The organism is Vibrio sp. B181a, assembly GCF_030248375.1.
In the GTDB taxonomy this organism is placed as follows: Bacteria; Pseudomonadota; Gammaproteobacteria; order Enterobacterales; family Vibrionaceae; genus Vibrio; species Vibrio campbellii.
Map to the genome: position 1 here is coordinate 162,446 of NZ_JAHGAD010000024.1, position 26,452 is coordinate 188,897.

23 protein-coding genes are annotated in these 26,452 nt (G+C 45.3%); 7 read left to right on the plus strand and 16 right to left on the minus strand.

Annotated elements, in window-relative coordinates; genetic code table 11:
* The first annotated feature begins 190 nt into the window (after positions 1-190).
* The 3 genes from KIO97_RS12580 (at position 191) to KIO97_RS12590 (ending at position 4,525) form a co-directional block, all read left to right on the plus strand.
* Positions 191-1,930 carry an ABC transporter transmembrane domain-containing protein gene (locus KIO97_RS12580; protein WP_285382790.1) on the plus strand — a complete coding sequence of 580 codons (1,740 nt, stop codon included), beginning with the start codon at positions 191-193 and terminating at the stop codon, positions 1,928-1,930.
* Positions 1,931-1,932: 2 nt separating this feature from the next.
* Positions 1,933-3,711, plus strand: a complete 1,779-nt coding sequence (locus KIO97_RS12585; protein WP_285382792.1) for an ABC transporter transmembrane domain-containing protein — start codon at positions 1,933-1,935, stop codon at positions 3,709-3,711.
* A gap of 265 nt (positions 3,712-3,976) precedes the next feature.
* Positions 3,977-4,525: a hypothetical protein gene (locus KIO97_RS12590; RefSeq protein ID WP_005433911.1), complete on the plus strand. Its 549-nt coding sequence runs from the start codon at positions 3,977-3,979 to the stop codon at positions 4,523-4,525.
* A 183-nt stretch (positions 4,526-4,708) separates the two neighbouring features.
* Here the strand turns inward: KIO97_RS12590 and KIO97_RS12595 are convergent, their stop codons facing one another.
* The 5 genes from KIO97_RS12595 to KIO97_RS12615 all read right to left on the minus strand — a co-directional run bounded on the left by KIO97_RS12595 (position 4,709) and on the right by KIO97_RS12615 (position 9,793).
* Positions 4,709-4,924, minus strand: a complete 216-nt coding sequence (locus tag KIO97_RS12595) for a hypothetical protein (RefSeq protein WP_005442113.1) — start codon at positions 4,922-4,924, stop codon at positions 4,709-4,711.
* Between the two features lie 99 nt (positions 4,925-5,023).
* Entirely contained in the window at positions 5,024-6,148 is a 1,125-nt protein-coding gene (locus tag KIO97_RS12600; protein WP_285382794.1) for an HD-GYP domain-containing protein, read from the minus strand.
* A gap of 259 nt (positions 6,149-6,407) precedes the next feature.
* On the minus strand, positions 6,408-7,613 hold the full coding sequence (locus KIO97_RS12605; RefSeq protein WP_038889447.1) for an aromatic amino acid transport family protein: 1,206 nt from the start codon (positions 7,611-7,613) through the stop codon (positions 6,408-6,410).
* 173 nt (positions 7,614-7,786) lie between these two features.
* Positions 7,787-8,980, minus strand: coding sequence for an iron-containing alcohol dehydrogenase (locus tag KIO97_RS12610; protein ID WP_285382796.1), 1,194 nt, complete (start codon positions 8,978-8,980; stop codon positions 7,787-7,789).
* Positions 8,981-9,160: 180 nt separating this feature from the next.
* Complete coding sequence (locus tag KIO97_RS12615; RefSeq protein ID WP_285382798.1) at positions 9,161-9,793, minus strand: SDR family NAD(P)-dependent oxidoreductase; 633 nt, start codon at positions 9,791-9,793, stop codon at positions 9,161-9,163.
* A gap of 293 nt (positions 9,794-10,086) precedes the next feature.
* Between KIO97_RS12615 and KIO97_RS12620 the strand changes: the two genes are divergently transcribed.
* The gene (locus tag KIO97_RS12620; RefSeq protein WP_285382800.1) at positions 10,087-11,358 is read left to right on the plus strand and encodes an HD-GYP domain-containing protein; all 1,272 of its coding nucleotides are present in this window, start codon (positions 10,087-10,089) and stop codon (positions 11,356-11,358) included.
* A gap of 80 nt (positions 11,359-11,438) precedes the next feature.
* Here the strand turns inward: KIO97_RS12620 and KIO97_RS12625 are convergent, their stop codons facing one another.
* On the minus strand, positions 11,439-12,041 hold the full coding sequence (locus KIO97_RS12625) for a 2OG-Fe(II) oxygenase (RefSeq protein WP_005433965.1): 603 nt from the start codon (positions 12,039-12,041) through the stop codon (positions 11,439-11,441).
* A 169-nt stretch (positions 12,042-12,210) separates the two neighbouring features.
* Positions 12,211-12,978, minus strand: coding sequence for a TerC family protein (locus KIO97_RS12630; protein WP_012128162.1), 768 nt, complete (start codon positions 12,976-12,978; stop codon positions 12,211-12,213).
* A gap of 330 nt (positions 12,979-13,308) precedes the next feature.
* Here KIO97_RS12630 and KIO97_RS12635 point away from each other — a divergent pair, with 330 nt between their 5' ends.
* Positions 13,309-14,265, plus strand: a complete 957-nt coding sequence (locus tag KIO97_RS12635) for a LysR family transcriptional regulator (protein WP_005434030.1) — start codon at positions 13,309-13,311, stop codon at positions 14,263-14,265.
* A 16-nt stretch (positions 14,266-14,281) separates the two neighbouring features.
* On the opposite strand, the gene KIO97_RS12640 is transcribed toward KIO97_RS12635, so the two are convergent.
* The 4 genes from KIO97_RS12640 to KIO97_RS12655 form a co-directional block, all read right to left on the minus strand.
* Entirely contained in the window at positions 14,282-15,163 is an 882-nt protein-coding gene (locus KIO97_RS12640; RefSeq protein WP_285382802.1) for a YjjW family glycine radical enzyme activase, read from the minus strand.
* Positions 15,164-15,184: 21 nt separating this feature from the next.
* Positions 15,185-16,729 (minus strand): YjjI family glycine radical enzyme, encoded by a 1,545-nt coding sequence (locus KIO97_RS12645; protein ID WP_285382804.1) that lies wholly within the window; start codon positions 16,727-16,729, stop codon positions 15,185-15,187.
* A gap of 188 nt (positions 16,730-16,917) precedes the next feature.
* Positions 16,918-17,544 (minus strand): LysE family translocator, encoded by a 627-nt coding sequence (locus KIO97_RS12650; protein WP_045451948.1) that lies wholly within the window; start codon positions 17,542-17,544, stop codon positions 16,918-16,920.
* A gap of 338 nt (positions 17,545-17,882) precedes the next feature.
* A complete protein-coding gene (locus KIO97_RS12655; protein ID WP_285382806.1) occupies positions 17,883-19,094 on the minus strand; it encodes an HD-GYP domain-containing protein in 1,212 nt (403 codons plus the stop codon).
* Positions 19,095-19,554: 460 nt separating this feature from the next.
* On the opposite strand from KIO97_RS12655, the gene KIO97_RS12660 reads away from it, so the two are divergent.
* The gene (locus tag KIO97_RS12660; protein ID WP_285382808.1) at positions 19,555-21,261 is read left to right on the plus strand and encodes a bifunctional diguanylate cyclase/phosphodiesterase; all 1,707 of its coding nucleotides are present in this window, start codon (positions 19,555-19,557) and stop codon (positions 21,259-21,261) included.
* A gap of 87 nt (positions 21,262-21,348) precedes the next feature.
* On the opposite strand, the gene KIO97_RS12665 is transcribed toward KIO97_RS12660, so the two are convergent.
* The 5 genes from KIO97_RS12665 to KIO97_RS12685 all read right to left on the minus strand — a co-directional run bounded on the left by KIO97_RS12665 (position 21,349) and on the right by KIO97_RS12685 (position 25,730).
* Positions 21,349-21,822 carry a response regulator gene (locus tag KIO97_RS12665; RefSeq protein WP_038889456.1) on the minus strand — a complete coding sequence of 158 codons (474 nt, stop codon included), beginning with the start codon at positions 21,820-21,822 and terminating at the stop codon, positions 21,349-21,351.
* Complete coding sequence (locus KIO97_RS12670; protein ID WP_081234023.1) at positions 21,809-23,146, minus strand: ATP-binding protein; 1,338 nt, start codon at positions 23,144-23,146, stop codon at positions 21,809-21,811. The genes KIO97_RS12665 and KIO97_RS12670 overlap by 14 nt, the downstream gene beginning before the upstream one ends.
* A 3-nt stretch (positions 23,147-23,149) precedes the next feature.
* Positions 23,150-24,568, minus strand: coding sequence for a DASS family sodium-coupled anion symporter (locus KIO97_RS12675; protein ID WP_005433728.1), 1,419 nt, complete (start codon positions 24,566-24,568; stop codon positions 23,150-23,152).
* Positions 24,569-24,777: 209 nt separating this feature from the next.
* The gene (locus KIO97_RS12680; protein WP_045384094.1) at positions 24,778-25,257 is read right to left on the minus strand and encodes a GNAT family N-acetyltransferase; all 480 of its coding nucleotides are present in this window, start codon (positions 25,255-25,257) and stop codon (positions 24,778-24,780) included.
* Entirely contained in the window at positions 25,254-25,730 is a 477-nt protein-coding gene (locus KIO97_RS12685; RefSeq protein WP_285382812.1) for a GNAT family N-acetyltransferase, read from the minus strand. Before KIO97_RS12685 ends, KIO97_RS12680 begins: the two co-directional genes overlap by 4 nt.
* A 130-nt stretch (positions 25,731-25,860) precedes the next feature.
* Between KIO97_RS12685 and KIO97_RS12690 the strand changes: the two genes are divergently transcribed.
* The gene (locus tag KIO97_RS12690; RefSeq protein WP_285382814.1) at positions 25,861-26,322 is read left to right on the plus strand and encodes a DUF417 family protein; all 462 of its coding nucleotides are present in this window, start codon (positions 25,861-25,863) and stop codon (positions 26,320-26,322) included.
* The last annotated feature ends 130 nt before the right edge of the window (positions 26,323-26,452 follow it).

Genomic DNA, 26,452 nt, shown 5'->3' on the forward strand with positions numbered 1-26,452 from the left:
TAACAATAATTTCACAATATCTTGTTACATCCTCGCCTTTCAGCAATACATAAGGTTGCGATTCATAGAGCCTCTATAAAATCGATACATTGTGTTGTTTTTCATTTCGCTCAAAAATTATGCTTGTAAACTCATCCATTCGCTCAATAATGGTTCCATAATAAATTCAATAATTTAAGCAGGAGGCGAAATGAGAATATTCTGGCAGCTACGTTGGTATTTCCAACTAAAGTGGAAGCAGTATGTGGGGTCAATCCTACTATTTGCCGTCATTTCCGCCCTTCAGCTTGTCCCTCCCAAAGCGGTCGGCATTATTGTTGATGGCGTGGTCGATAATACCCTCGAAACCAGTACCTTAGTGATGTGGTTATTAGGCCTTATCGTGCTATTTTTTGCGATATATGGCTGTCGAATTCTATGGCGTATATGGTTATTTGGCGCGAGTTGGGAATTAGGTACTATTTTGCGTAATCGCCTCTATCGTCATGTCTCTACTCAGCCTCCTCGATTCTTTGAACGATACAAAACCGGCGATCTGATGGCTCGCGGTACGAACGATGTGCGCAACATTGTTATGACCGCAGGTGAAGGCGTGTTAACTGCAGCCGATTCTCTGATCACTGGTATCGCAGTACTGATCATCATGGTGACGCAAATCAGTTGGAAGCTAACCGCAATGGCACTAATGCCGATGCCGTTTCTTGCCATCATTATCTTCTTCATCGTACGTATTCTGCATAAACGATTCAAAATCGCACAAGAAGCCTTCTCTACGATGTCAGACATGACTCAAGAGTCACTAAATGGCGTGCGTATGCTGCGTGCTTTCGGGTTAGAAAACCAAGAGCAACAACGTTTTGAAGAGGTTGTCGATGATACGGGTGAGAAGAACATCGCCGTTGCTCGTGTCGATGCACGCTTCGACCCAGCGATTCAGCTGACCATCGGCATGTCTTTCTTTTTGAGCGTGGCGTCTGGTGCCTATTTAGTTGACCAAGGTGATATCACACTTGGGGATTTGACCGCCTTTACCATGTATTTGGGCCTTATGATCTGGCCGATGCTGGCATTCGCATTCCTATTTAATATCTTGGAAAGAGGATCTGCTGCGTGGAACCGTCTGCAAGAAATCTTCGACGAGAAGCCAGAGATCGTCAGTGGTGAATCGCCATTAGGCACCCAACCTTTGCCTTTGCAAATCAAGATTGACGAATTCCACTGGTCTAAAGATCTGCCACCAGCACTAACTGATCTTCACATCACCCTTGAGCCAGGAAAAATGCTCGGCATTGCGGGACCTGTCGGTAGTGGTAAATCCACGTTACTAACCTTACTGCTTCGCCAACACGATATGGATAACGGTACGATTCAATTTGGTGATGTCAAAATTAAGGACGCAGTTTTGCCAGAGTGGCGAGACCGTTTCGCAGTGGTTAACCAAAGCCCGTTCTTGTTCTCAAAATCTATCTTTGAAAACATCGCTCTGGGCAACCCTAGCGCATCAAAAGAAGACGTTTATCGAGCAGCCAAACTGGCTTGTATTCACGACGATATTGAGAAGTTTCCTGAAGGCTATCAAACAGAAGTGGGTGAAAAAGGCATTACCCTCTCCGGTGGTCAGAAACAACGTATCGCCATTGCACGCGCCATGCTGCTCAATGCCCAAGTATTGGTATTGGATGATGCCCTGTCAGCTGTGGATGGTCGTACCGAGCACCAGATTCTAAAGAACTTAGAAACTTACTATCGTGAGCAGTCATTGATTGTCATTGCCCACCGCCTCACTGCTCTGGAAGCAGCAGAAGAGATTGTGGTGCTCAATCACGGACACATTGCCGAGCGCGGCCAGCATGGGACACTTCTGGAACGTCAGGGGTGGTATGCGGAAATGTACCAGTACCAAAAACTAGAACAGGCAATGGAGGACTAATCATGAAGCAATCGACAACGTTTAAACGGTTAATGTCTTACCCATTGTCGCAGCCAAAACCTATGCTAAAAGGCTTGGCACTACTGTTTATCGCGGCGTTAGCCAGCGCTGGTGGGCCATGGCTTGTTCAATACTTTATTGATGAACACATCGCTAAAGGGGATTACTCGCGCGACATTTTAATATCACTCGCAGCAGGCTACATTGCCTTACAACTTATCTCGGCGGTGTTTCAATACTTCCAATCATTGCAATTCAGTATTGTGGCAACTAACACGATCAAAACGATTCGCAAGCAGGTTTTCTCTGGTGTGATAAAGCAGCCTTTATCTGCATTTGACTACACTCCTGCGGGTAAGTTGGTGTCTCGAATCACCAACGATACTGAATCGCTGCAACAGTTTTATGAGTTACTTATCGCCACTGTGGTGAAAAACGCAGTGATGATCTTGGTGATGTTGGCTGTGATGTTTTACATGAGTTGGAAGTTGACCATCGTCGTGTTGGTACTGCTACCAATCGTGATCGGCTTTATGTACTTGTTCAAAAAGCTCAGTACAGAAAGCTATCGAAACATGCGTGACCTACTAACAGACATTAACGCCAATTTGAGTGAATCCATTCAAGGCATGAGTGTGGTGCAGTTAATGCTGCAAGAAGAACGTTTCAACAAACAGTTTAACGGCCTAACCGACGACCATTTAGTTGCCTCTAAAAAAGTGATTCGCTTGAATGGCTACCTATTGCGCCCTCTGATGGATTTGCTTGCAGGCCTTGCCCTACTCTCTCTTGTGGCTATTTTTGGCTTTAATGGTGTCGAACTGATTGGTGTGGGTGTTCTATACGCTTTCATCAGTTACCTAGCGCGCGTAACCGAGCCTTTGATTGAGATGACACAGCAGTTAGCTTTACTTCAACAGGCATTAGTATCGAGTGAGCGTGTATTCGAGTTGATCGATGCGAAAGAGCAAACTTACGGCGATGATCATAAGCCACTGCAAACAGGTGCGATTGAGCTTAACAACCTGACTTTCAGCTACGATGGCAAACAAGACGTCTTGAAAGACATTTCGCTGAAAGCATCGCATCAAGACTTTATTGCGCTTGTTGGCCACACTGGAAGCGGTAAAAGCACTCTCGCTTCTTTGCTCATGGGATTCTACCCAACCGAAATCGGTGAACTGCTGATTGATGGGCGTCCGTTGAAATCTTTAGGCAAAGATGTACTGCGCAAAGACGTCGCCATGGTGCAGCAAGACCCACACATTCTCCCTGCCAGTGTCCGTGAAAACGTCTCTTTGGGAAGAACGATAGAAGATGTGCAGATTTGGGGTGCACTTGAAAAAGTGGGATTAGCTGAACAGATTCGTCGTTATCCGAATGGATTGGATACTCAGCTTGGCCAAGGTGAAACAAACCTCTCGGCAGGTCAAAAACAATTGCTTGCACTCGCTCGTGTACTTGTCGCTAAGCCTAAAATTTTGATTTTGGATGAGGCGACGGCAAACATTGACTCAGGTACAGAAGCGTTGATACAAAAAAGCCTTGAAGTGCTTCGTCAAGATATGACACTTGTGGTAATCGCTCACCGCCTATCGACGATTTTGGATGCCGACCAAATCATCGTTCTTCATCATGGAGATTTAGTAGAGAGCGGCACGCACAGAGCGCTGTTAAAACAAAATGGTCGTTACGCGCAAATGTACCAACTTCAACAAGCGAATCGTCATATTCAGCAAATCGAAGAGGAAGACGACAAGCAATTCGAGGAAGCTGTTTAAACAGCCTACACGACAAGCCAACACTGACTTTAAGCCCGTTAGCCATGCTGCGGGCTTTCTTTATGCTAAAGTTCCGTTAATAATCTAAACAATTTCTTTATTTCTTACCTATTATTGACATAACCCCTCGCTATTATCTGTGAGGTCGTTGTAAAATCGCATTATTAACCGACACGACTAACCTCAAGTAAAGCGTTTTGCGCTTAGCTTGGTTGCTCGCGTCTGCCTATTTCCATATTGCATATTAATTTCATGACGGAAGTCCATGGACCAAGATAAGTTTACTAACATCTATCGCTTGCCAGGTTCGCTACAAATACGAATCGCTAAATGGCAAAAAACTTTCCGCGGCACATCTGATTTAGTTCTTCATCAGGTGCTAATGGAACGTAATAAGCAATTCAAGAAGCCAAGCTTTTTACCCAAGAGCTGGTGTATTTCTCCTATCGATGAGAATGACATCACCATTACTCATCACGGTAAATACATTCAGACCGTCATGCGCACCATGATAGACAGAAAGGTCTCATATAAGCGTCTTTTCTTGTCACGAATGGAGGCAGAGAAAGGTGAAAAAGTCCTGCATGATTACAAGCTTGAATGGGTGAGAAAGCACAATCAGGTCGCTAAAAAGTACAACCAAATAAAGAAAAAGCAGTACATGAACTTTGCGAGAGAAGAGGAAGAGACACTTTACCCTTCTATCCCTAAAGGCGAGTTTGACAAAACACTGTGGAATAAATTGGTGGTTTCGACTTTTGGCCCCGAGAAAAAGTACAAGAACCCCCATTTTGTACGTAAAGCAGATTTCTAAAAAATCCCCCGACTGTTCGGGGGATTTTTTTATGCTTTCGATATGTTAATAGTGACATTGTCACTAAAGGGTAAATCATGATTGTTATTACCGGAGCGAGTGTGGCAATTGCACAGCACCCGCTGGTGATAAAGCTGCGGCGGTGAGAAAAGTAAGATGAGAGCCGCAGCGTTGTTGAACCAGTTAATGACGAGCGTCAGCGCCAAACTCTACTTCTTTATAGATATCGGCCAGTGACTTCTTACCTTGTTTGTCCTTGGCTGAACGCTTTCTTGGTTGGTAATGATACTCTTGGTCTTGCAAAGCTTCTTCATGTTCCTTTGCAGACTCTACGAATTCAGCATTCGCAAGTGCTTGTTGGCGTAAGCGGTTTACTCTTTCTAGGGTTTCCCACAACATACTTCACCTCCAAACGAGTTGCTGTATATATATACAGTATTATTTATTCTGACCTCCTAGTCAATCTTTTGAGTCCCTTCACGGTTTGCTCCTCTACTCTCACATTAAGCCCATACCAGCATAGTGCTCTGGGTACTTGTGAATGATTTGCTTTAGATAGCCTTGATGTTCGCGCAAGGCATTCACGCACTCTCGGGATAACACGCCTTGATAAACACGTTTCTCTAGTTCTAACAAGGCATACGGAATTGACCACGCTTGACGATATGGATGATGAGTGGTCATGACATCAAACACATTGGCGACGGCTGCTATTTGAGCGGCGATTGGAATACCTGAACGATCCAGCCCATACGGATAGCCGGACCCATCAAGGTTTTCATATTGATAAGACGTAATTTGCTGGAACAAAGTGACACTCGGATGAACCGGATTACCGATTCGCGCCACAATGTTATCGGCTGATTCCACGCACTGTTCAATGTGCTCCGTTAACAGCGCTTCTTGTTCTGCATTCATACAACGACGATTGCACACGATATCTGCCGGAAGCTTAATGTCGCTCAAAGCATGATAACGAGTGAACATGCCGATTTGCTCCACAACCTCGTCACTGAATTGGTATGTATCAGCGAGTTGGGTGGCAATCAATTGAGCGTACATGCCCATTCGTTTGCTGTGCGAGTAGACCTCTGGTGAATAACCTGGCATCAAGCACTGCATTCTTTCCGCTAACAACTCAATCGCGTTAACGACATGGTCTTCAGACTCCACTGCGAACTGAACCATTTCAAAGTAAGGCTTTAACCCATTCAAAGCTTCTGCACTGAACGCATTAGGCTGAATCGAATTGAGAAAGACGAAGCCAGTAAAGGTTTGACGATCGTAACAAGGGATCGCAACAGATGAGTGATAACCTTCTTTCAATAAGGTTTGAATGCGCGGACAGTGGTTAATGTAGTAGAGATCGTTAACAAGACGAGGAATGGCATTGTCAGCGGCAATGCTCAGATTGTGCAGTTTACGAAGTGGCGCTTCATGATGAGCCAAACACCAAGTGTCGAACTCACTCTCAGCAAAGGATTTTAGCATGCCTTGTTTTGGGTGGTATTTTGCAAAAGACACCCTATCGACACACGGTAAATGTGCCTGCATCCTATCCTTCAGTGTTTGCATTTGCTCATTGAGCGGTTTTGCAAACGGGTAAAAACTTCGGTGCGCCATACTTCACCTCCACACCAAGTAGAGAAATCAGAAGAAAAGGCTCATTAAAGTCAGCGTATTTGATGTGATTAGAGCGGCTTTTCTCCACCTAAATTATCGACATACCACAACTTAAGTGTACGAAATAAAAACAGTTTTTCGCCAATCTTTTCACCGAATATTCTACGGTAATTTAACCCAGATCAAAAAAAACCAGCGCACTTTCGTACACTGGCTTTTTAATACATGATGAGTTGTTTGTTATCTATCAGCTTGGTGATTAACCCAATGCAGGAAGTACACCCAAAGTAATAAGTAGCTGCGCCATCACAATGCCCGTGCCGGCAATGCCCGTTACTAATAGGGCCCCTTGTCCACCCGCAACGCGGTATTCACCAGTAAACTCATCAGAACGACGCACCTTCACCACCATCACTAGCGGTAGGAAGATAGCAAGAATAGCCAACGCAATCGCTGCGTAACCTAGTGCCATGATGAATCCTTGTGGGTAGAACAATGCAAAACCTAGTGGCGGTGTAAAAGTCACCACTGCAGCGATTAGACGATTTGGCTTTTCACTGTCACCTTTGATTGTGTCACCCAAGAACTCAAACAGACCCAAACTCACACCTAGGAAAGACGTCAGAAGCGCAAGGTCAGCAAATACGCCTACCACACTACCAAGATTTGACTGGTGAACAGTTTGAGACAATTGACCAATCAGCGCGCTCAAACCGCCGTTTTCAATCAAGGTATCTTGGCTTACAACACCCAGGGTTACGATTTGCCAGAAAATGTAGATCACGAGTGGAATCGTCGAACCAACGATAATCGCTTTACGCAGAGACGAAGTGTCACCATCTAGGTAGTTAACAATCGCAGGAATGCTGCCGTGGAAACCAAAAGAGGTAAAGATGACCGGAATCGCGGCAACGATAAGGCCTTGTTCAATCGGCATGCTCAGTAAGTAAGATTCGGTTACGTTTGGCGCAAGGAAAGACAACACAGCGATCATTGTCACCATCTTAAGGCCAAACAGCACTCGGTTTACCTTGTCTACCGTTCCGGTGCCAACCGTCACAACCATTGTTACGATAAGCGTGAATATAATGGTAGAAGTGGAGCCTGAAATATCCAGACCAAACCATTCTGTTAGACGGTCACCGAACTGAGCGCCGCCACCAGCGATGTAAGCAGCACACAATGAGTAGAACAAGAACAGCATCGCAAAGCTCGCAACCCACTTGCCCTTCTGACCAAGAATTTGCTTCGCCAGAGTATGAAGGGTTGCGCTGCTGTCCGCATATTGGTGGAGCTCAAGCATCAATAGCGCCGTAAACGCCATTAATGCCCACAGCCCTAACATAATGATCAGAGACGTTGAGAAACCAATGCCAGCAGAGGCAAGAGGAAGTGCCAGCATACCAGCACCTATTGTAGTCCCTGCGATAATCAGGGTGCTACCAAACACTTTAGATCGACTCATCGTATATTTATCTTTACAGCTTAATAAGATTTATCAGCATCAGATCGGGCAACGGCACACCAAACCTAACACCATATTTGGAATGATGACGATTCTGTAGGATCTTTCTAATAAGATCAAGCAAAGTGTAAGGATAAAAACCCACACGTGTAAACTATTTTATACACCCCTATCTAAGCTCTGATTTCTGCGAGCAATTGGGCGCACTCTTCTTCATTCATAAACTTAGGCACTGGGTAGTTCCAATGCGCTTCTTTGAGAATCAAAGTCACTAACTCGTTGGTGTCAGACGCTTGCAACAGTGACGAGGTTTGTTCGATGCCAATCTCGGTATACAACCCCTCCAGTCGATCTAAGAAGTCTTGTGCACTAGGCACATGCCCGACTTGCGTTCCTATCAGGGCTTCGCTTAGCTCGGTCAGTTGTGGCTCAATCTCAGAGAAAGAAAATCGGAGGACAGGCAGTAGAGCAAGACCATTTGCCATGCCATGAGGCAAGCCATACTTAGCCCCCAAGTTGTGCGCGAATGCGTGTACGTAGCCAAGACTCGCCTTGGTAAAGGCTAAACCCGCATAGTAAGACGCCATTGCCATTTTGTGTCGAGCTTGAGTGTCACTGCCCTGTTCGACAGCACGAGGTAAGAATTTGAATATCAGTTTGATGGCAGCAGCAGAATACGCTTTGGTTTCCATCGTCGCGTTGCGAGAAATGTAAGCTTCTACCGCGTGTGTTAACGCATCAATACCTGTATCAGCCGTTATCTTCGCGGGCAAACCAACCAGCAAATTCGAATCCAATGCCGCCATCAAAGGCACTAACTTCGGATCCATTAATGGCGTTTTGTGGTGGGTATCTGGTTCAGAAACCACCGCAGCAATCGTCACTTCCGACCCAGTACCCGATGTCGTCGGAATCACGAATAAAGGAGCAGGCGCTCTCCACACTCGAAAGAGACCAGCGAGTTTCTTAATGGATTTCTTGTTGGTGACTCTGGCTGCAATGACTTTGGCACAATCCATGGCCGATCCTCCGCCAAGCGCTAAAATGGCGTCACACCCCGAATCGAGATACATCGCTAAACCATTCTCAACTTGATCGTATGTGGGGTCTGGTTTTACCTCAGAAAACAATGCAACGTCTAAACCTCTGGCTTTTGCGCTTTCAATAACTTGTCCTGCTATTCCTATTTTTACTAACCCTTCATCGGTGACGAGGAGTAGCTTTTTGAATCCAAGGTCAGCAATCGCTTCTGTCAATTCATGAAGGCAATCAGGACCCGAGAACAAGGTCGGTTTAGGAAAAGGGAGAACGTAGGCTGCTACCTTCAATCCATTGGTGTAACCGCGATAAAGCAGATGTTTCAACATACACAGTCCTTTTGTTTTTGAGCATTCATTCTAGATGCTTTTTTAACCAACTCGAACTGGTAAGGTCACAGAATCACCTTTCAATAAAAGTACTTGATCGTAGAAACGCGAAAGACCTAAACGCAAACAGGGACAATGCCGAAACACTGTCCCTGTTTTAGGAATGATTCAATTACGGACTTAGTACGTCAATTCAGGGTCGACACAATGGAAGATCTCCCCACTTCCCTCGCCTTTTTCAAGCATCTCAAAAATCAACCGAGCCACTTCTTGACGGTATACCAAACCATGCACTTCTTTAGGTTCAATCAACGCACCATTGCCTGTTACTTCGCCATCTTTCAAGCCACCGGGACGAATAATGGTGTAATCCAAGTCGCTGGTTTGTAGCCATGCTTCCGCCAAGGATTTCTCTCGCACTACACCGCCAAACCCCGCTTTAGAACGGTCAGAAAGATATTTCCAGCTATCACCGCAACCAAGTGACGTCACTAGTACAAAACGCTTGATCGATGCTTTACAGGCAGCATCAATAAGGTGACGATGGCCAAGGTAATCTACCGGAATGTCTGCACGGTAGCTGCCCATCGTGCTGATGATGATGTCTTCTTGATCGAACTGCTCAACAACGCGGTCAACCTCTTCAGAAACCGTGGCATCACATGCAAACGTTGACTGACAAATCACCTTCAGTTCTGGGCTTTTGTCTGGATTTCTCGCGACACCGACAACTTCTGCACCTTTTTCTGCAAAATACTTAGCAACTGCCAAACCAAGGCCGCTACTTGCACCCCACACTACGACTCTTTTCATAACTTACCTTTACGACACAATATGATAATGAGAATACTTTACATCACTATTTATGTGGTTTTCAAAGGAAGTCAATCAAACCAAAAGAAATCTTTCGAAATCAATAAGTAGTTCAAAGAAATGACTAAGAGTGGCGAGCTTGAGATGAATTTTACGTGCGACAAGCGGTATTATTCCCAATATAACTATAACGAAGCCATGTGCACCCTTTTTAGGTATTAATTCGCTGTCGCATTCCCCTAAAAACATCAAAATAAAATCAGCACAGGCGAGTAAAAACGTCGGTAATTACAATGAAGCAACCTTCCTACTCCGATTCTTCTTCGGGATTTGAAGTCGACCTAAAACAAGCCCTTATCTGGGTGGCGCGTGCGTTAGATTACGTAGGCGTTGACGATACACACCATAGCCATCGCGTCGCTTATATTGCCTACCAATGTGCGCTGGAGCTTGGTTGGGCCGAGAATAAAGCAGAGTTCTGTTACTTTGCCGGTATGGTTCACGACTGCGGAGTTTCCGAAACACGTGAACATACCATGCTACTTGAACAGCTCGTCCCCCAAGATGCAAAAGCCCACTGCATTCGCGGCTACCATACCCTCAAGCAATGTCGACTACTCTCTCAATTCGCCACCCCAATTCTTTATCATCATACTCACTGGAAAGAGCTAGAACACATCGATATTCCGGCATTTGAAAAAGACGTCGCGGCTCTGCTTTATCTCTCTGATCGTCTCGATTTTATGCGCGCTCGCTACGTTTCCAACTGCCACAGCGATCTTGTCACTTTGCATGAAGAATTGATTGCCGAGTGCGTCATGGCTAACGCAGGCACGTTGTTTAACCCGCATATGTGCGACGCCATGGTTAAGCTGGTCATGACCGATGCGTTTTGGTTTGCAATGGAGTCTGAGCACATCGAAACGATAGGGCTTCAATTTGAGAACATCGACTGGTTACAAAAACAGTTAACCATTGAGGACATGAACAGCTTGGGCTTGTTCTTAGCACGTATTGTGGATGCCAAAAGCCCATTCACTTACCAACATTCACAGAAAGTGGCGGAGCTATCACGTTATTTAGCAAAGAAAGTGGGATTGGATGAGCACGAACAGGAGATGATCTTTATTGCAGGACTCGTTCACGATATTGGCAAACTCAAAACGCCTGATGAGATCCTTCACAAAGAAGGTCCATTAAACGAGCGAGAGTACACACGCATCAAACGTCATACGATTGATACTGAACTTGCCCTACACAAAGTCTTTCCTAACGCCAAAATTGCCGAGTGGGCTTCCAATCATCATGAGCGCTTAGACGGTACAGGTTACCCTTATCATAAAACCGGAGAAGACTTGGACGTACCTTCACGTATCATTGCCGTTGCCGATGTCTTTCAAGCGCTTTCTCAAGACCGCCCCTACCGTGGACGCATGACGCAACAAGAAATTGCCATCATCATGGATGAACAAGTCGAATCAGGAAAGCTGTGCTCAGCTATCTATCAAGTGTTATGTTCAGACATGCAAGCGTGCTATGAGCTTTCGACTGGACTTTACGGCTAAGATTGCGAGTCAGAAGATAAACGAAGGGACACCGCATTGGTGTCCCCTTGTTGTTAAAACTGTCCTGATAAACGCACGGGTTAGTGTGCAATATCAAGTTGGTTGTCTTTTACACCGTTAATACGGAACCAGCCCGCGATACTGAATCGCTCCGCGTTTGTCGGTAATACTTCGTGTGGGAATTGCTCAGATAAGAACACGAACAGACGACCTGAACGCGGTGGAATCTTCGCGATCTCATTATCATTCAAATCGTATACCACCAACTCACCAGCGTCTTCTTCGCTCCACGATTCGTTCATGTAAAACACCGTAGTTAGACGGCGGTTTTCATTGCCTTTGAAGCAATCGAGGTGTTTTTGGTAGAAGTCACCTTTCTCGTATTTCGCGAAGTGCGCTTCATACTCAAACAAACCAAGGAAAAAGTGGCGGTTTGCTTCCAAACGGATCTCTTCCATCTTGTCTAAGAAAGACGCCACTGGCGCGCCCATGTCGCGCTTCAACCATTGGATCTTGTCACTACGAATGGTTTCAATACGAGTCACGTCGTCGTTACGACCAATACGTGCTTTCTTCCAATCATCAGGAATACAGTCACGCAGCTCAGCCACTTCCTCTTGAGAAATAAAATCATCCCAGATGTAGTATCCGTGCGTCGATAACGCGTCGATCAGTTTGTTCATTCTATTTTGTTCACTCGTGTGGGTTTGGGCGGTCTATATAAGAAATTCGTGCTACAACAACAAATTCCATTTTCTATCGACACGACAAATCCACATAAATCGCAGAATGCAGACGTAAAAAAAGCCGCTCTCGTGAGCGGCTCTAATAGGTTCAATTGCTGCGTTTCAATTATCGAGTTTGAAGCGCAATAGAACGAGGTCGAATAGGACGAATTCGTTGAATCACTGGGCGTTGTTTTTTCTTAAGCTGGATATGACACATTTCCAACACTAGACCAAACGCCATCGCGAAGTACACGTAACCTTTGTTGATGTGAATTGCAAAACCTTCTGCCATCAACAGACCACCTAGCAATACAAGGAACAGCAGTGCAAGTGTCTTAAAGCCCGGGTAACGCGTCACTAGGTTGTTGATTTTCTCCGCCGTCAACACCATCACAATCGCTGACGAAATGATCGCCGCCACCATGATTGGCACTTCGCTCGTTAGACCAACCGCAGTGATCACCGAGTCCATCGAGAACACAGCATCAACCGCAACGATCTGAAGCAGAACCACAGCCAAACCAGTACGAACATGAGTCGAGTGACCGTGTTCAGTGTGCGTTAACCAACTCCACAACTCTTTCAAGCTTTTAGCTAGTAGGAATGCACCACCCGCAATCATAATCAAATCACGACCAGTAAACGCGTAGTCGCTAAAGCTGATTAATGGTTGGGTAAGCTGCATGATCCAAGAGATCGAGAACACCAAAACAATACGCGCCATCACCGCTAGGCCAATACCTAGATTTCGGGCTAGTTTACGCTGGTGTTGCGGTAATCGTTCACACAGAACGGAGATGAATACGACGTTATCAACGCCTAAGACAACTTCAAGAGCAAACAAGGTAGCGAAGATAGCCCACGCTTCTGGTTGCATGAAAAGTTCTAACATGAGTACGCCTCCGGTGATTGGAAGCCATACGATGAATTGTTCAGTCGACTAAAGGGGTCGTCCATTAAGTTTATTTAAACCTCTGTTACTTAGGAATGCTGAGTAAATCACCTCTCCTATTCCTTCGCAATCCCTTATTTTGTCAGGCTTATGTCAGCCACCTTTCGTGCTCTAAAGGTTATTGCCTTCGTTCACCCCATCAGGTGCCGAGTTGAGCCAAATGTTTATATAGAACACGAAAAGAAACGCCTGATTTTCCGTGTTTCTACAATAGTAAAAAATTGTTTCATACTGATATACTGGACAAAATCACACGAATTAGTCTTGCGAATGGATTACATAACACTCTCACGCATTAGCCTTAAACACCTTACTGTATTGCACATGCTGCTCACGACACACAGCGTTACTCAGGCAGCGGAACAACTTTGCGTGACCCCTTCCAGCGTGAGTAAAACGCTCAGCCAATTGCGTGACATTCTGAAAGATGACCTTTTTTATCGTGATGGCACTCGTTTAGTCCCAACTCCGTTTGCATTGAACATCGGTCCTTCAGTGCACGGCATTCTTTCCAGCATGAATGGTTTGCTTTACCAAGGCTCATTTAATCCCGCGTATTACGAAGGCCGGTTCTCATTAGCAATGCGTGAAAGCACCTTTGAGATCTTCGCCCCTATGCTGCAAAACCTGTCTCAACAGATGGGCAGTAGAGCGCAATTGAACGTCTATGCGAAAGAGCAAATGAGCTTCGATTCTCTGATCCGCGGGCAAGTCGACTTTTTGATTCTGCCGCATGACATCAGCCAGCCACCAACCCACAACAAAGACTTGGTATGGCAGACGATTCTAGAGGATGAAATGATCTGCCTGATGGGCGGTAACAACCCATTGGCAAAAGAAGAACTCTCGGTAGAAAACTATTTGTGCGCAAGACACATCGGCATTCACGATAAAGACTTATCTCAACCCTACTTTGAACAGAACTTAACTCAGCGCTACGCCAAGCGCAGTGTCGCGATGCACGTGGCGGACTTTGGTTCAGCCGCAGTAATGTGTCACCACTCCGATTATCTGTTCACTTGTTCAAAACTTTGGGCTCAAATGGCACTGCAGGCGAATGGCTTGGTAGAAAGACCTTTGCCATTCGAGTACGGGCAAGTGGCGTACAGCTTGGTTTGGAATAAAGCGAGTCTTAACGATCCCGCTTTAAGATGGCTACAACAACAGGTGCTTAAGGCGTGTGAAACCTTGGGAGGATGCAGCAAACCAAGAGTAAACAAACTCTAAAGTTATCTCTTCGGCGCTACACGTAGACCGATGGCATGGTCATTGGTCTGCTGACAAACTGACTTAATCGAGCGTGAAAGCGTTCCATTTCATCCTTAGAGCATTTCTCCCATTCTTGCGCCTCACCAACCACGCCGTGATGTTGAAACGCGTTCAGGCGAATGTTGACTGATTCTGGCAGCGCTTGCAGATAATGCCCCACCATCATGACCTCAGTATCTAAATCACTTTTTCCGGGAATATGCAGTAATCGCACTTCATAAAGCTTGTCTACTTGCGCCAGGTATTGAATGGTTTGAAACACACGATGATTGTCACGTCCGACCAACCAATGATGTGTATCACTTTGCCAAGATTTGAGGTCGATCATCGCCCCATCCATATACGGCAGCACTCTTTCCCACCCCGAGGTTGATAAAGACCCATTGCTATCGATGAAACAAGTGAGATGCTGTAATTCAGGGTCCTGCTTAATACCTTTAAACAGCGCAATAATGAAAGGAAGCTGTAAGGTAGATTCCCCACCGGATACAGTAACACCGCTGATGAAAAAGCGCTGTTTGCGTATCAAATCGAGCATTGCCTCCACAGAGTAGTCAGTAATTTTTGGATTAGATTGGTGCTGACATATCTCTGTACAACGATCGCAGTGGGTGCACTCCTCTTTAAGCCAAACAACGTTGTTGCTTTCGTCGAACTTCAGCGCGCCAACCGGACATTCGCTCACACAATCACCACAATGATTACAGTGATTGATGGTGTGCGGATTGTGACAGTTGATGCACTGATAGTTACAACCCTGTAGAAAGATGACTAGACGGCTTCCCGGTCCATCAACACAAGAGAACGGAAGGATTCGAGTGACCTTAGCCAAGAGGTTTACCGATCGTCTAGTCATCTTATTCTTGTTTGTCACTCGTTACTTAACGTAAGTTGGTGACATTTCGTGGCTTACCACGCGTGGTGAACGCCCTAAAATACCGGTGTTCTTCGCCGCTTCTGCGCCTAGGAATGTGGTATTGGTACGTGAACCTTCCGCATCGTATTTAGCGATATCAGACAGTTTCACCATGTAACCTGTTACGCGAACCAAGTCATTTGAAGCAACGTTTGCCGTGAACTCACGGTAGCCTGCGTTAAGCGCACCTTTACAAAGGTTGAACATCGCTTCAGGGTTTGATTTCACCGTTTCGTCGATGGTCAGAATGTCGCTGATGCCAGAACGATAGTACTGGTGATGCCCTGCTGTTGCCTGTACGTAAGACACTGGATCAGGTTCGTTGCCATAAGGAATTCGAACACCCGGTGTCACATCCAAGTCAAGGCTAATTCCACCTTGGGCATGCAGTAACGCTTTGCCTTCTAGGCCAAACTTCACTGGCGTGTTTTCTACCAATTCAGCCAATTTAGCGGAGATTTTATGACCTAGCTCGTTTGCAACAGCATCTTGGCCGTAACGGCTCGCATTGCCCTCTTTTTCTAGCAATACGTTTACCGCTTCTGCCATACCGTAGATGCCATACATTGGCGCAAAACGAGATTCTTCAATCAAACCTTCTTGAGTCAGAAAGCCTTTAAAGAACTCAGATTTCTCATGCAGGTGTGAAGCTCGGGCATCCATCAGCTCAACCATCAAACCGTGGTATTCCGGCAGTACATTGATGAAGAAGTCGTCACAGTTGTCTGCACGATTTGCCGCTTCTTTAAGATTCATACGCACAAGTGTGTTTGAACCACCAGCCAACGGCAGAGAGTTGTAGCAACTCACGATACCAAAGCGAGCACCCTCGTACGCGTTCGTGTGCATTGGGTAATTCGCAATGTGTGGCTTGCTGCACTCACAAATGTTTTGCGTTGCTTGTTTTAACAGATCGTCTGGTGTGACTGCTTCGTCGTACATGAACGTTAGGTTTGGCGCGATCTGTTTTAGCTCAGCGTCTACTTTCAAAATCGTACGACAAATAATGTTGTCCGTCGGACCAATGTTCACGTGCATGAACGCGTCTGGTAATGTGCGATCCAGCATAATCCAGAAGTGTTTCAGTTTTTTGTAAATCTGCTCGTCAGTAAGATCACCGACATAAGGCATGAGCACATCATCCAACTGACCAAGGTAAACCGGAATGTTGGTTACCGAAGGCACATGATGGTAAATGATGGTCAACATGTTGATCGCACCATCAAAATCTTCTGCTGGAGCTAACTCCAAGTATTCAGAACCTTGAGAAAGAAATTTTGCGTAATCTGGCAAAACATAGCGCGGCTTAAACGGCGCGTGACCTTCAAACATGTCACATATGACGCCTTGCTGCATTGCTTGGCTTACCTCATCAGAGATAGTCATATATGGAATAGTGGCTTCCGCTTCCAAAGCAAGAAAGTTCGATTTCTGTTTTGGAGACAAGTTGCTATCTGTCGCGATAGCAAGGAAGCGCTGCTGAATATCAGAAAGGCTTTGAGTCATCTAAGATGTTCCTGAAGAAAATACAACGGGTACCCCCTTTCGAGCTTATACCTCTAAAGGGTAGGTTGAATTCTACGCCTCAGGACTCTTTGCCACTAATGAAAAAAACAAAAACGTCAATTTCCATTTTGGAAATAAGATTTTTCTAATTTAGCTTACTATTTAATAGTTTAGGTCGATCCACGTTTTTAACTTCTGTGCGCGGTCGATAAAGCTAAACCCGCACTGATGAATACGCCGCCAGTCAGACGGTTAAACAACTTAGCTCTTCCCTTGGCAAATAGCCAATTCGATGTCTTCACTCCCAGTAAGCCGTAAAAAGTTAACCAACTCAGTTCAAACACAACAAAGGTGCTAGCAAAAATCATGTATTGAGTGAATAGCGATGCAGAAGGGTCAATAAACTGGGGAAACAGCGCGGTGAAGAAAACAATCGCTTTAGGGTTACTTGCTCCAACTATAAACCCACTGCTAAACGCACTAAAATAATCAGAAGACGCTTGTTCCGGTTTAGCTTGCGAAAAGTCGGTTTGTTTTGAGCGTAACGCCTGGATGCCAAGCCAAATAAGGTACGCCGCACCACACCATTTGATGATGTTAAATACGAACTCTGAAGAAGCAATCACAACACCAAGGCCGGTGAAAGACAGAGTAAGAATGATGGTAATCGCGGTTAAACTGCCAAGCGCGGTCACAAACGCTTGGCGAAAGCCGCTGCTGACGCCTTTGCTCAAACAAAGTAACGAGCTAGGGCCCGGAGAGGCGGTCAGAACAAGTATCGCGAGGGTATAGTAGATCCAAGTATCGAGTTGCATTGGCGCTCCTTTCCAATGTACGGATGAATGGGTGAATTACGTGGAATAACGACTTCAATCTGCGTTTCAATCCATGAAACGTTTATAGAAAAGTACCACATCATTCGGTTCATAACTGAACAGATTGAAGGCCGAACATGCCCTTCAACAAAGCGACCAGAGTAAAGAGTCTCGGCAACAAGCCAAAGTAGAAAACACGCCTTCGTTTAACTCTCAACTAGGTCACTTTGAACCGTCTAGTTATTCAATCAACATACTGGGAATATGCAATCGTGTAAAGTGATTACTTATTCAACAAAGTTGCTCACAAACACGACTCAATGGGAAGTTATCCTGTGTTAGTCGTAGAAAGGTTTTGGATCCACTTCTAACGATGACGGCGCTATCGCCTTCTCAACCGAATACGAACTGCTTTTTAAATCCACCATCGCGACATCGATGTAACGTTTGTATTTACGTGAGTAGAAACACTTCACGATTGGCTTCAGCGGCTGAGAATCGTTGGAAGTCCACACAATGCCGACTCGTCCATCGCTCAATTGGACAATCGAACCGACAGGGTATACGCCAATGCAGTTAATGAACTTGTACACCAAATCAGGATCAAGGTGGAACGGGGTCAAACTCAATAGGATTTTAAACGCTTCCGCTGAACTCATCCCCTTTTTGTAAACACGATCTGCGGTCAATGCATCGTAAATATCAACAATACAGCTCATGCGACCGTGCATGGGGATTTGTTCACCAGATAAGCCACGTGGATAACCCGTACCATCCAGTTTTTCGTGATGCATCAAGCATACGTCTCGACTGACATCACTTAAGCCCTTTACACCCAAGATGATTTCACCAGCAAATACTTGGTGAAGTTTCATGTGTTCAAACTCTTCAGGCGTTAAACGCGCAGGCTTATGTAAGATCTCGTCATCGACTTTGATTTTACCTACATCATGAATGATGCCGCCGATCGCCAACTGCTTGAGCGTGTCTTTATCTAAGCCCAAATGCTTACCGAAAGAAACCAACAAGCAAGCCACGTTTACAGAATGCTCAAGCAAGTAGCTATCTTTTTGGCGTAATGCAGAGACACATTGAAGCGCATCAGAGTCGATGAAAACGCTCTCGATCATGTCATCGGCCCACGATTCAATCTCGTTGACCTCGATGAGTTTACCTTCAAACGTTTGGTTCAGGAGCTTCTGAGCTAACCCTTTCGCTTCTGCGATCAACTTTTTCGCACGCTTATGCTGTGCTTCACGAGATCGAAAAGCGCGTTGGATTTTGGGTGACGTCGTGATTTCTGAGGCAGACAAGGTAACATCGTGTTCTTCTTCGACTGGCTTGAAGACGCACTGTTGTGCTGAAAGTTTCTGATCGGCCCAAACGTACTTCACACCGCTCGCATGTAACTTTTTGATTCCCTGCTCGCTTGAAACCCGGCCAGCATTCGCAAGATTGACGCGTTTGTTCTGCTCAATGGCAGTGACGAACATACCGACACCGACATCCGCGATTGCTATCTTAATTGAGTCTTCTGGTTTGTACTGCATATCATGAAACTTTGTTAACATTTATTATTTAGCAAACGCATTATAAGAGATCTGACCATTCACTGTTATAAGAATTCACTATCATTTAAAATTAATGAGTCTTAGGTCAATAAAAGAGACATCAAAAGTGCAATAGACCATATTTAATTTATGGAGATAGTTCAAACAATCAACACAGATGAAGACTATTTAGGCATTTTGGGTGATGAATCAATAACTTCTTAATACAAATAGTATTTACTGTTGACTAAGTTTTATAAATGCCGATTATTAGTCGCAATACTCTAATAATTATTCTCTTGCACAGAAACTTTTAGGCTCGTTAACAAAACAGACTTTCCATCTGGTTCAACTTGTTTCATTTGCAGTGTAGAAGGACAAACTTCAAAAATATGTCATTTGCGTGTAGCCCGATTTATTTACTCATCTCCACAGCAAATAGGATTGCGGAGGCAGTATCTTGACCAACAAGGTTGATCAAATCATTTCAGAGCACGATCGTGAGTTTCTGCAGATCGTTGAGCAACGCTTCATTCATATCTTCGATGTGTTTAATGAAGGGCTCTTCTACATGGACGAGTTCGGTAGTATGGTTTTTTACAACCAATGCTTTTATGAGCAGTTCGGTATCAACGCAGGACGCGTCAACCTCGACCAATGGCTAGAGTTGGTGCATCCGTTAGACAGAGAGCGCTTATCGAAACGTGTTGACGCCCACATCAATACCAACAACGAACGTGTGACAACCACCTATCGTCTTCGCAAACCAAACGGTCAATATGTTTGGATTGAAGGTGTGGCAATGACCAAAGAAACCGAGCACGGCCACTACATGGTCGGCAGCCATAGAGATATTTCTGAACGAAAGTTAATGGAAAGCTATATTCACCAAGTGGCATTTCATGATAATGCATCAGGCATGGCAAACCGTGCGCACTTGCTTTTGAATATTAATGAGTTAATCGAATCCAAGAGCACGCATGCGTCGATTTTTTATATTCAGATTGAAGAAATCAAATCTTACCTTAACCAATACGGCAGTGAGCTTGTCGACGGCTTGGTCGAGAAGCTGCTGCAAACCTTAAGCCACCTACCTTCTCCAAACTGCACCGTCTATCGAGTCCACGACGATGACTTTGCGATTTTAGTGCTTGATGAAGTGCCGCTTGAAGATCTGCAAGTTTACGCAAAAACCATCAAGCGGAATTATCACGATGCGGTGGTTGAAAAAGGTCAATACTTAGGGAGCAATATCAGCATTGGCCTATACCCTTGTATTGACCCTGAGCATTCCGCCGAAGAAATCGTTCGCAAAGCAGCGCGCACTTGCCAATATGCGAACGAGAAAAACAAAGATCGCATCGCGGTATACAGTCAGAAAACCCAGTATGCTGTGGATCGTTATTTCTTTATCGAGCAAGGTTTGAAAAACGCACTCGAAGAGAGAACGCTAAGTGTCAAGTTTCAACCAATCGTCAGTGCATCCGATCTGCAAGTCGTGAGTTTCGAATCTTTGGTACGTTGGCGCAGCAAAGAGTTTGGCGAAATCTACCCGGATGAGTTTATCCCTGTAGCAGAAAACAAAGGCTTGATTGTTGAGCTTGGCTACCAAGTGTTTGAGAAGGCATGTCAGTTCATTAAGAGCTATCGCGAACGCTATCAAAATCAAGTTCGCGTGAATGTGAACGTGTCTGTTTTACAGCTTCTCAATAGCGAGTTCCCGAGCAAAATCAAAGCAATGACAGATGAAGTCGGCATAGAGCCGCAAGCCATTGTGCTTGAGCTGACCGAGACCTTTATTCTGGATAACAACCAAGCTGCCATTGCACCTTTGAACACACTACGAGAACTTGGTTTTTCACTGTCTATGGATGATTTTGGTGCAGGCTACAGCTCATTAAACTGCTTCTTCGATTTGCCGATGACGCAAATTAAGATCGATAAATCGATGGCGTGGAAAACCCTGACCAACCGTTCTTCTCGTGAGTATTTGAAGTTCTTGATCACCATGTGTCGTGAACAAAATATCGAAGTGGTGATTGAAGGTATTGAAGACGCGAAGATGTGTGATTTCTTTGCTGAAATGGGCGTGGATTATCTGCAAGGTTATTGGTTCTCAAAGCCCCTGTCAGTGGCAAGCGCAAGCCGATACACGTTAAGCCAATAGTTTCTTTTTAAACCAATAGCTTCGTAAACAACGACAAAATCTAACTGAGCTAGCGAGTGTTCTAGCTCAGTTTTTGTCTTTCTGACGTCACCTCAAGCGATCAAACACAACATTCTGATCTAAGTGCTCGTGGTATTGGGTGTAGTCTAAGCCCATATCGAAGATGTACTTGGTGACTAAATTTCTCACACACTCTACCAACTGCTCTGCCTGCCACGGTTTCTCGAAGTAACGGTCGATACCCGCAGAGTTGATCGCATTGATGGTGTCCGTGTGCGTCGCCTGCCCGGTAAGCAGCACTTTGCGCGTACGAATAAATCGACTGTCTTTGGAAATCTCCGTTAGTAGCTCAACACCAGTTTTACCCGGCATCACGTGGTCTGAAATGATCAACGCAATCATCTCGCCTTCTGCGTCCAACTCATCCATTAATTCAAGTACTTCATCGGCAGACTCGCAATCTTCAATGTTGAGCCACTGGCTTAACGACTGTAAGTCTTGCAGAACCGCGCTTAACACCTCTCGCTGGTCATCAACGCAAATTAAATTAAGCTTGTCCATGTTCGTCCTCTACCGGTAGTTTAATTCTAAATATGGTTTTTTCGCTGTCGCTTTTCACTGCAATCGAACCGTTATAGCCCGCCACAATGCGCTTCACGATCGACAGCCCTAGCCCTAAGCCAAACGACAACCCACCTTTCTTGGTAGTGAAGTTTGGTCGGAAAATCTTTCTGCGTGTGGCTTCATCAATCTCGGGACCGTTGTTCGCAATGGTTACCAAGATCTTATTCTTGCTCACGCGCGTTTGTATCTCTATCGCTGGCGAATCCGTCTCTCTCATCGCGTCGCAAGCGTTCTTTAAAATGTTGACCCAAATCTGCACCAGCTCAGTTTGCGAACCAACAAACAAAGGTAAATCAGCCGGACTAAAGCGCACACTGACGCGTCTCAAATCGCTTTGTAGTAATGCAAGTGCTTGGTTTATGGAATCGTTGACTCTGAGTCCTTCTTCTTTGTCGATGTCTGTACGACCTAGCTGTTTCACTGATTTCACGATGCCAACGGTGTGTTTTGAAGCAATGCGCAGATCGTGCAAATCACGCCCCATCTGCCAGTAACGAATCGCTTCTTCTGGGCGCTTTAACCAGTGCTCGTTAAGGTAATCGGTCGGGACAGCACGAGCTAACTCACGGGCTAAATCTTTAGGCAGACCGTAATATTTCTCGAAATGTCGTCCTCGTGTTCTTGCTTCACTCGATGAGATTTTTTGCCCTTGCATCAATCCAAAATCAAAAAACTGACTCGCCTCAGGATGCACCTCTTCGAGCAATCCCATGATCACCGATTCCAAGCGCTCTGACTTACTGCTTACCACACCAATAGCATTGTTAAGCTCATGCGCAATACCTGCAGCAAGTTGACCAAGTGTCGTCATTTGCTCTGCGGTATGCAGTTTTTGCAATGCCTTCTCTTTGCCCAACGCTTCTTGCATCGCTCGGCGTTGACGGCGAGAAAGCTCGTTAACCATTACGGGCATAAACTGCGCGGTTAAAGGGCCGTACTTACTTGCTTCTACCGCTGGCGTATTGCGCTCAATCCACGCTAATTCTACGTCCGTTTGTGCAATCACCGTTGAAGAGGCAGTCCACGTTCCAGAGAAGAAACTGTGCACGCCAATAAACGCCCCCTTAGATGCCGCAAACACTTGAGTCTGCTTTTTGCCATCCTCCGAGAAATAGCCAGCAAGCTCGCCAGACAATACGTAATAGAGCCGCTCGTTGTAGCCGTCTTGTTCAATCAATACTGAGCCTGCCGACACCGTAATGCGACGCTCGATATGATTGAAGTAACGCTCTACCAGCGTATCTAATTTACTCTCGTACATGGCTTAACCAATGTGTCCTACGGTGTGAAGGATCCACACCATCAAGAAACTCAGCAACACACCAACCACACCTAACACGACACCAACGCGCGCCATTTGATTGCTTTGCACATGACCTGTAGCGTGAGCCAACGCATTTGGTGGTGTACTGATTGGCAGAGACATACCAAGTGATGCCGCAAAGGTCACCACAAGAATCAACGTCACTTCGCCGCCGAGAGGTGTTAACGATGCCATTGAAGTGCCGAGCGCGGCCATAATTGGCATCAGCAAGTTCGCTGTCGCGGTATGAGACATAAAGTTTGCCATCAGCAAACATAAGAACGCCGCACCGAACAGCACCACATAAGGTGAGAATTCATCGAATGGAATGCTGTGAACAACCAGCCTCGCCAAACCTGTCTTGTCTAATGCAAGACCCAACGCGATACCGCCCGATACCAACCAAAGCACATCCCAAGAAATCTTCTTCAGATCTTCTTTGTTGATGATGCCCGTCAGTGAAAATACTGCGACCGGAATCAACGCTACCGTGTATGAGTTCATGCCGTGCGCTGAGCCCATCAACCAAAGCAGAATCGTGCCTGCAAACGTGATGTACACAATAATGGCTTTCGGTGTTTTCAAGAATTTACTCTTGATGTTGAGGTCAATTTTGGTCGTCTCAGCTTTGTAGAGAAAATCGATCAGGAACCACGCTAGCGCCATCATCACAATGACAAACGGGACGCCAAACACCATCCATTCACCGAAGGTAATGAGGTTATCACCCACTAGGTATTTCAATGCAATCGCGTTCGGTGGCGTACCAATTGGAGTACCAATACCGCCGATGTTTGCCGCGACTGGGATACACAACGCAAACGCAATGCGCCCTGGATCTTTCGGACCAAACACCGCGATAACTGGCGTCAAGATCGACAACATCATTGCCGTCGTTGCTGTGTTCGACATGAACATAGAGAAGATTGCAGTAATCAGCATTAAACCCAGCATGACGTATTTCGGGTTTTGTCCGAACGGCTTAAGCAGTACACGCGCTAAGTTGACGTCCAATCGATACTTGGTTGCCGCCATCGCGAGGAAGAATCCACCTAAGAACAGCATGATGATTGGGCTGGCGAACGTCGCCATGATGTCACTGTATTGCAGCAACTCACCAAAATGAGGCTCTCCCTCATCAAGCCGAAAGAAAATGATGCCCTTGTTGGAAACGAGCAACAACTCAAGCACGATGATCACCACAGAGGTGGCGTAAATTGGGATCGGTTCAAATACCCAACAGAGTGCAGCGAGCAAAAATATCGCGATAACGCGCTGCTGAATGATGGTCATACCTTCGAATGGAAACGCTGACAGTGGCATCAGCAAAATGAGCAAAGGGATCACCGTTGGGATGATGTATTTGAGATAAGGGCGCATAGTACTACTTCTCTTCCTGAGATGGTTTGCCGTGAGATAACTGACGTAAGGAGCTGTTTTAACTGGCTTCCTTTCGCCACTCCGAAGAGAAATTATGCGCGCGCTTTTGAGGAGGAATTCTGGTGTTAGATCAATGAACTCTTATTCACCGCAGAAAACATGCGGTATCTGTGTTCAAGCTCACTAATTGAGCGAGGATTATTTATTGATCACACATCCTTTTTGTCTAAGTGCCTTTCCATTACATAGTTGGTTAACGTAGCACCACGGACTTCGATTTGCTGCTCATTCACCACAGTAAAACCCATGTGCTCATAAAAAGGACGAGCGGTAATACTCACTTCTGAATAGATCCTATTTAGCCCTTTTGCTTCTGCTTGCTTGAATACATGAGTCATCAATGAACGCCCTACGCCTTGTCCTTGATATTCATGATGACAGAAAAAGTGATCGACTAAACCGCTTGGCTGTACATCGCTATAACCAACGATGACACCATCTAACTCAGCGACAAACGGCTGGATAGATATCATCTTCTTTAACCAAAGCTGAGAGTCAAACCCCTCCTGCGCCCAAGCCTTCACTTGCTGCTCGGTGTAATCTCTGCGATTAACGTTTCGCACTGTGTTAAAGAAAAGAGCCCAGAGCGTCGGGGCATCTTCTTCTTGAAAGTCACGAATTGTTATCATATGTACTCCAATAAATCGATCTGCATTAATTGCCCACGGTCACCAGGATCTCCCACCGGACGCCAACCATTTTTGTAATAGAAACGTTCACCTGCGTCATTTCCGGGAATATACCTCAGTCTCGCATACCCGCAGCCGTTATTGGCAAAAAGTTTAAGTAGAAAATCTTGCAGTTGCCTACCGAGCCCTTGATTACGGAATTCGGGCAGTAAATAGAACAAATTGATGTAACCGAATTTATGTCCTTCCTCGTCTAAAACTGGATATCGACACTCCAACTGCCCAACGATTTGATTGTCTTTGATGACATGAAAGAAGCCTGCTTGGGGATCTTCCGCAATCGACGTAAACCAAGAGGTGATTTCTTGGGTATCAAACCCATTTTGATGACCAAAACTGACTTGGTACGCATCTTTTCGAAACGCGATGCATAAATCCAAATGACGAGATAAATCTACAGGAACAAATTCCATTTGAGCCAACCTATTTGTTATTTGCCTTTTTGCTATATAGGCATTCGTTATTTTATATAACCATAAATATAAGAATTTTATTATTCAACCGTCGGTCATTTAAAAACATGCTTTTATAGGAGAAGTTATTATGCATACATCATCTGTTTCCCAAAAACCGACACAATTTGGTTACTACCTTGGCGTATTTGGTGTTGCCCTTGTTCTTATCTGGCTGGGTATTTATAAATTCACCCCAACTGAAGCCAAATTAATTGAACCTTTGGTGGTTAATCACCCTGCCATGTCTTGGCTATATGGCATCATTTCCGCTCAAGCCGTGTCTAATATCATTGGCTTAACCGAAATCATCGTCGCACTCGGCCTATTGATAGGATTGAAAAAACCAACGGTTGCGTACTACTCTGGTATTGCTGCAAGCGTTATCTTCCTCGCGACACTGAGCTTCCTAGTTACGACACCAAATACGTGGAAAGTTTCCGACGGTGTTTTGATTGCGAACTTTTTCCTTGTGAAAGACATTCTGTTCCTAGCGATTTCAATCAGCGTGGTTGAACGAAACAAACCAAGTTTGACGCCGGCGATTGCGTAGTATTAAGAAAAGTATCGAGAGAGACATAGATAGAAAAGAGAAACTCGAAAGCGTCAAAAGAGCCGCCCCCTCTTAACGCATGGTGGTCACTGCAAAGCCCCGCAATATTTACGTAATGCCGATCGGTTTA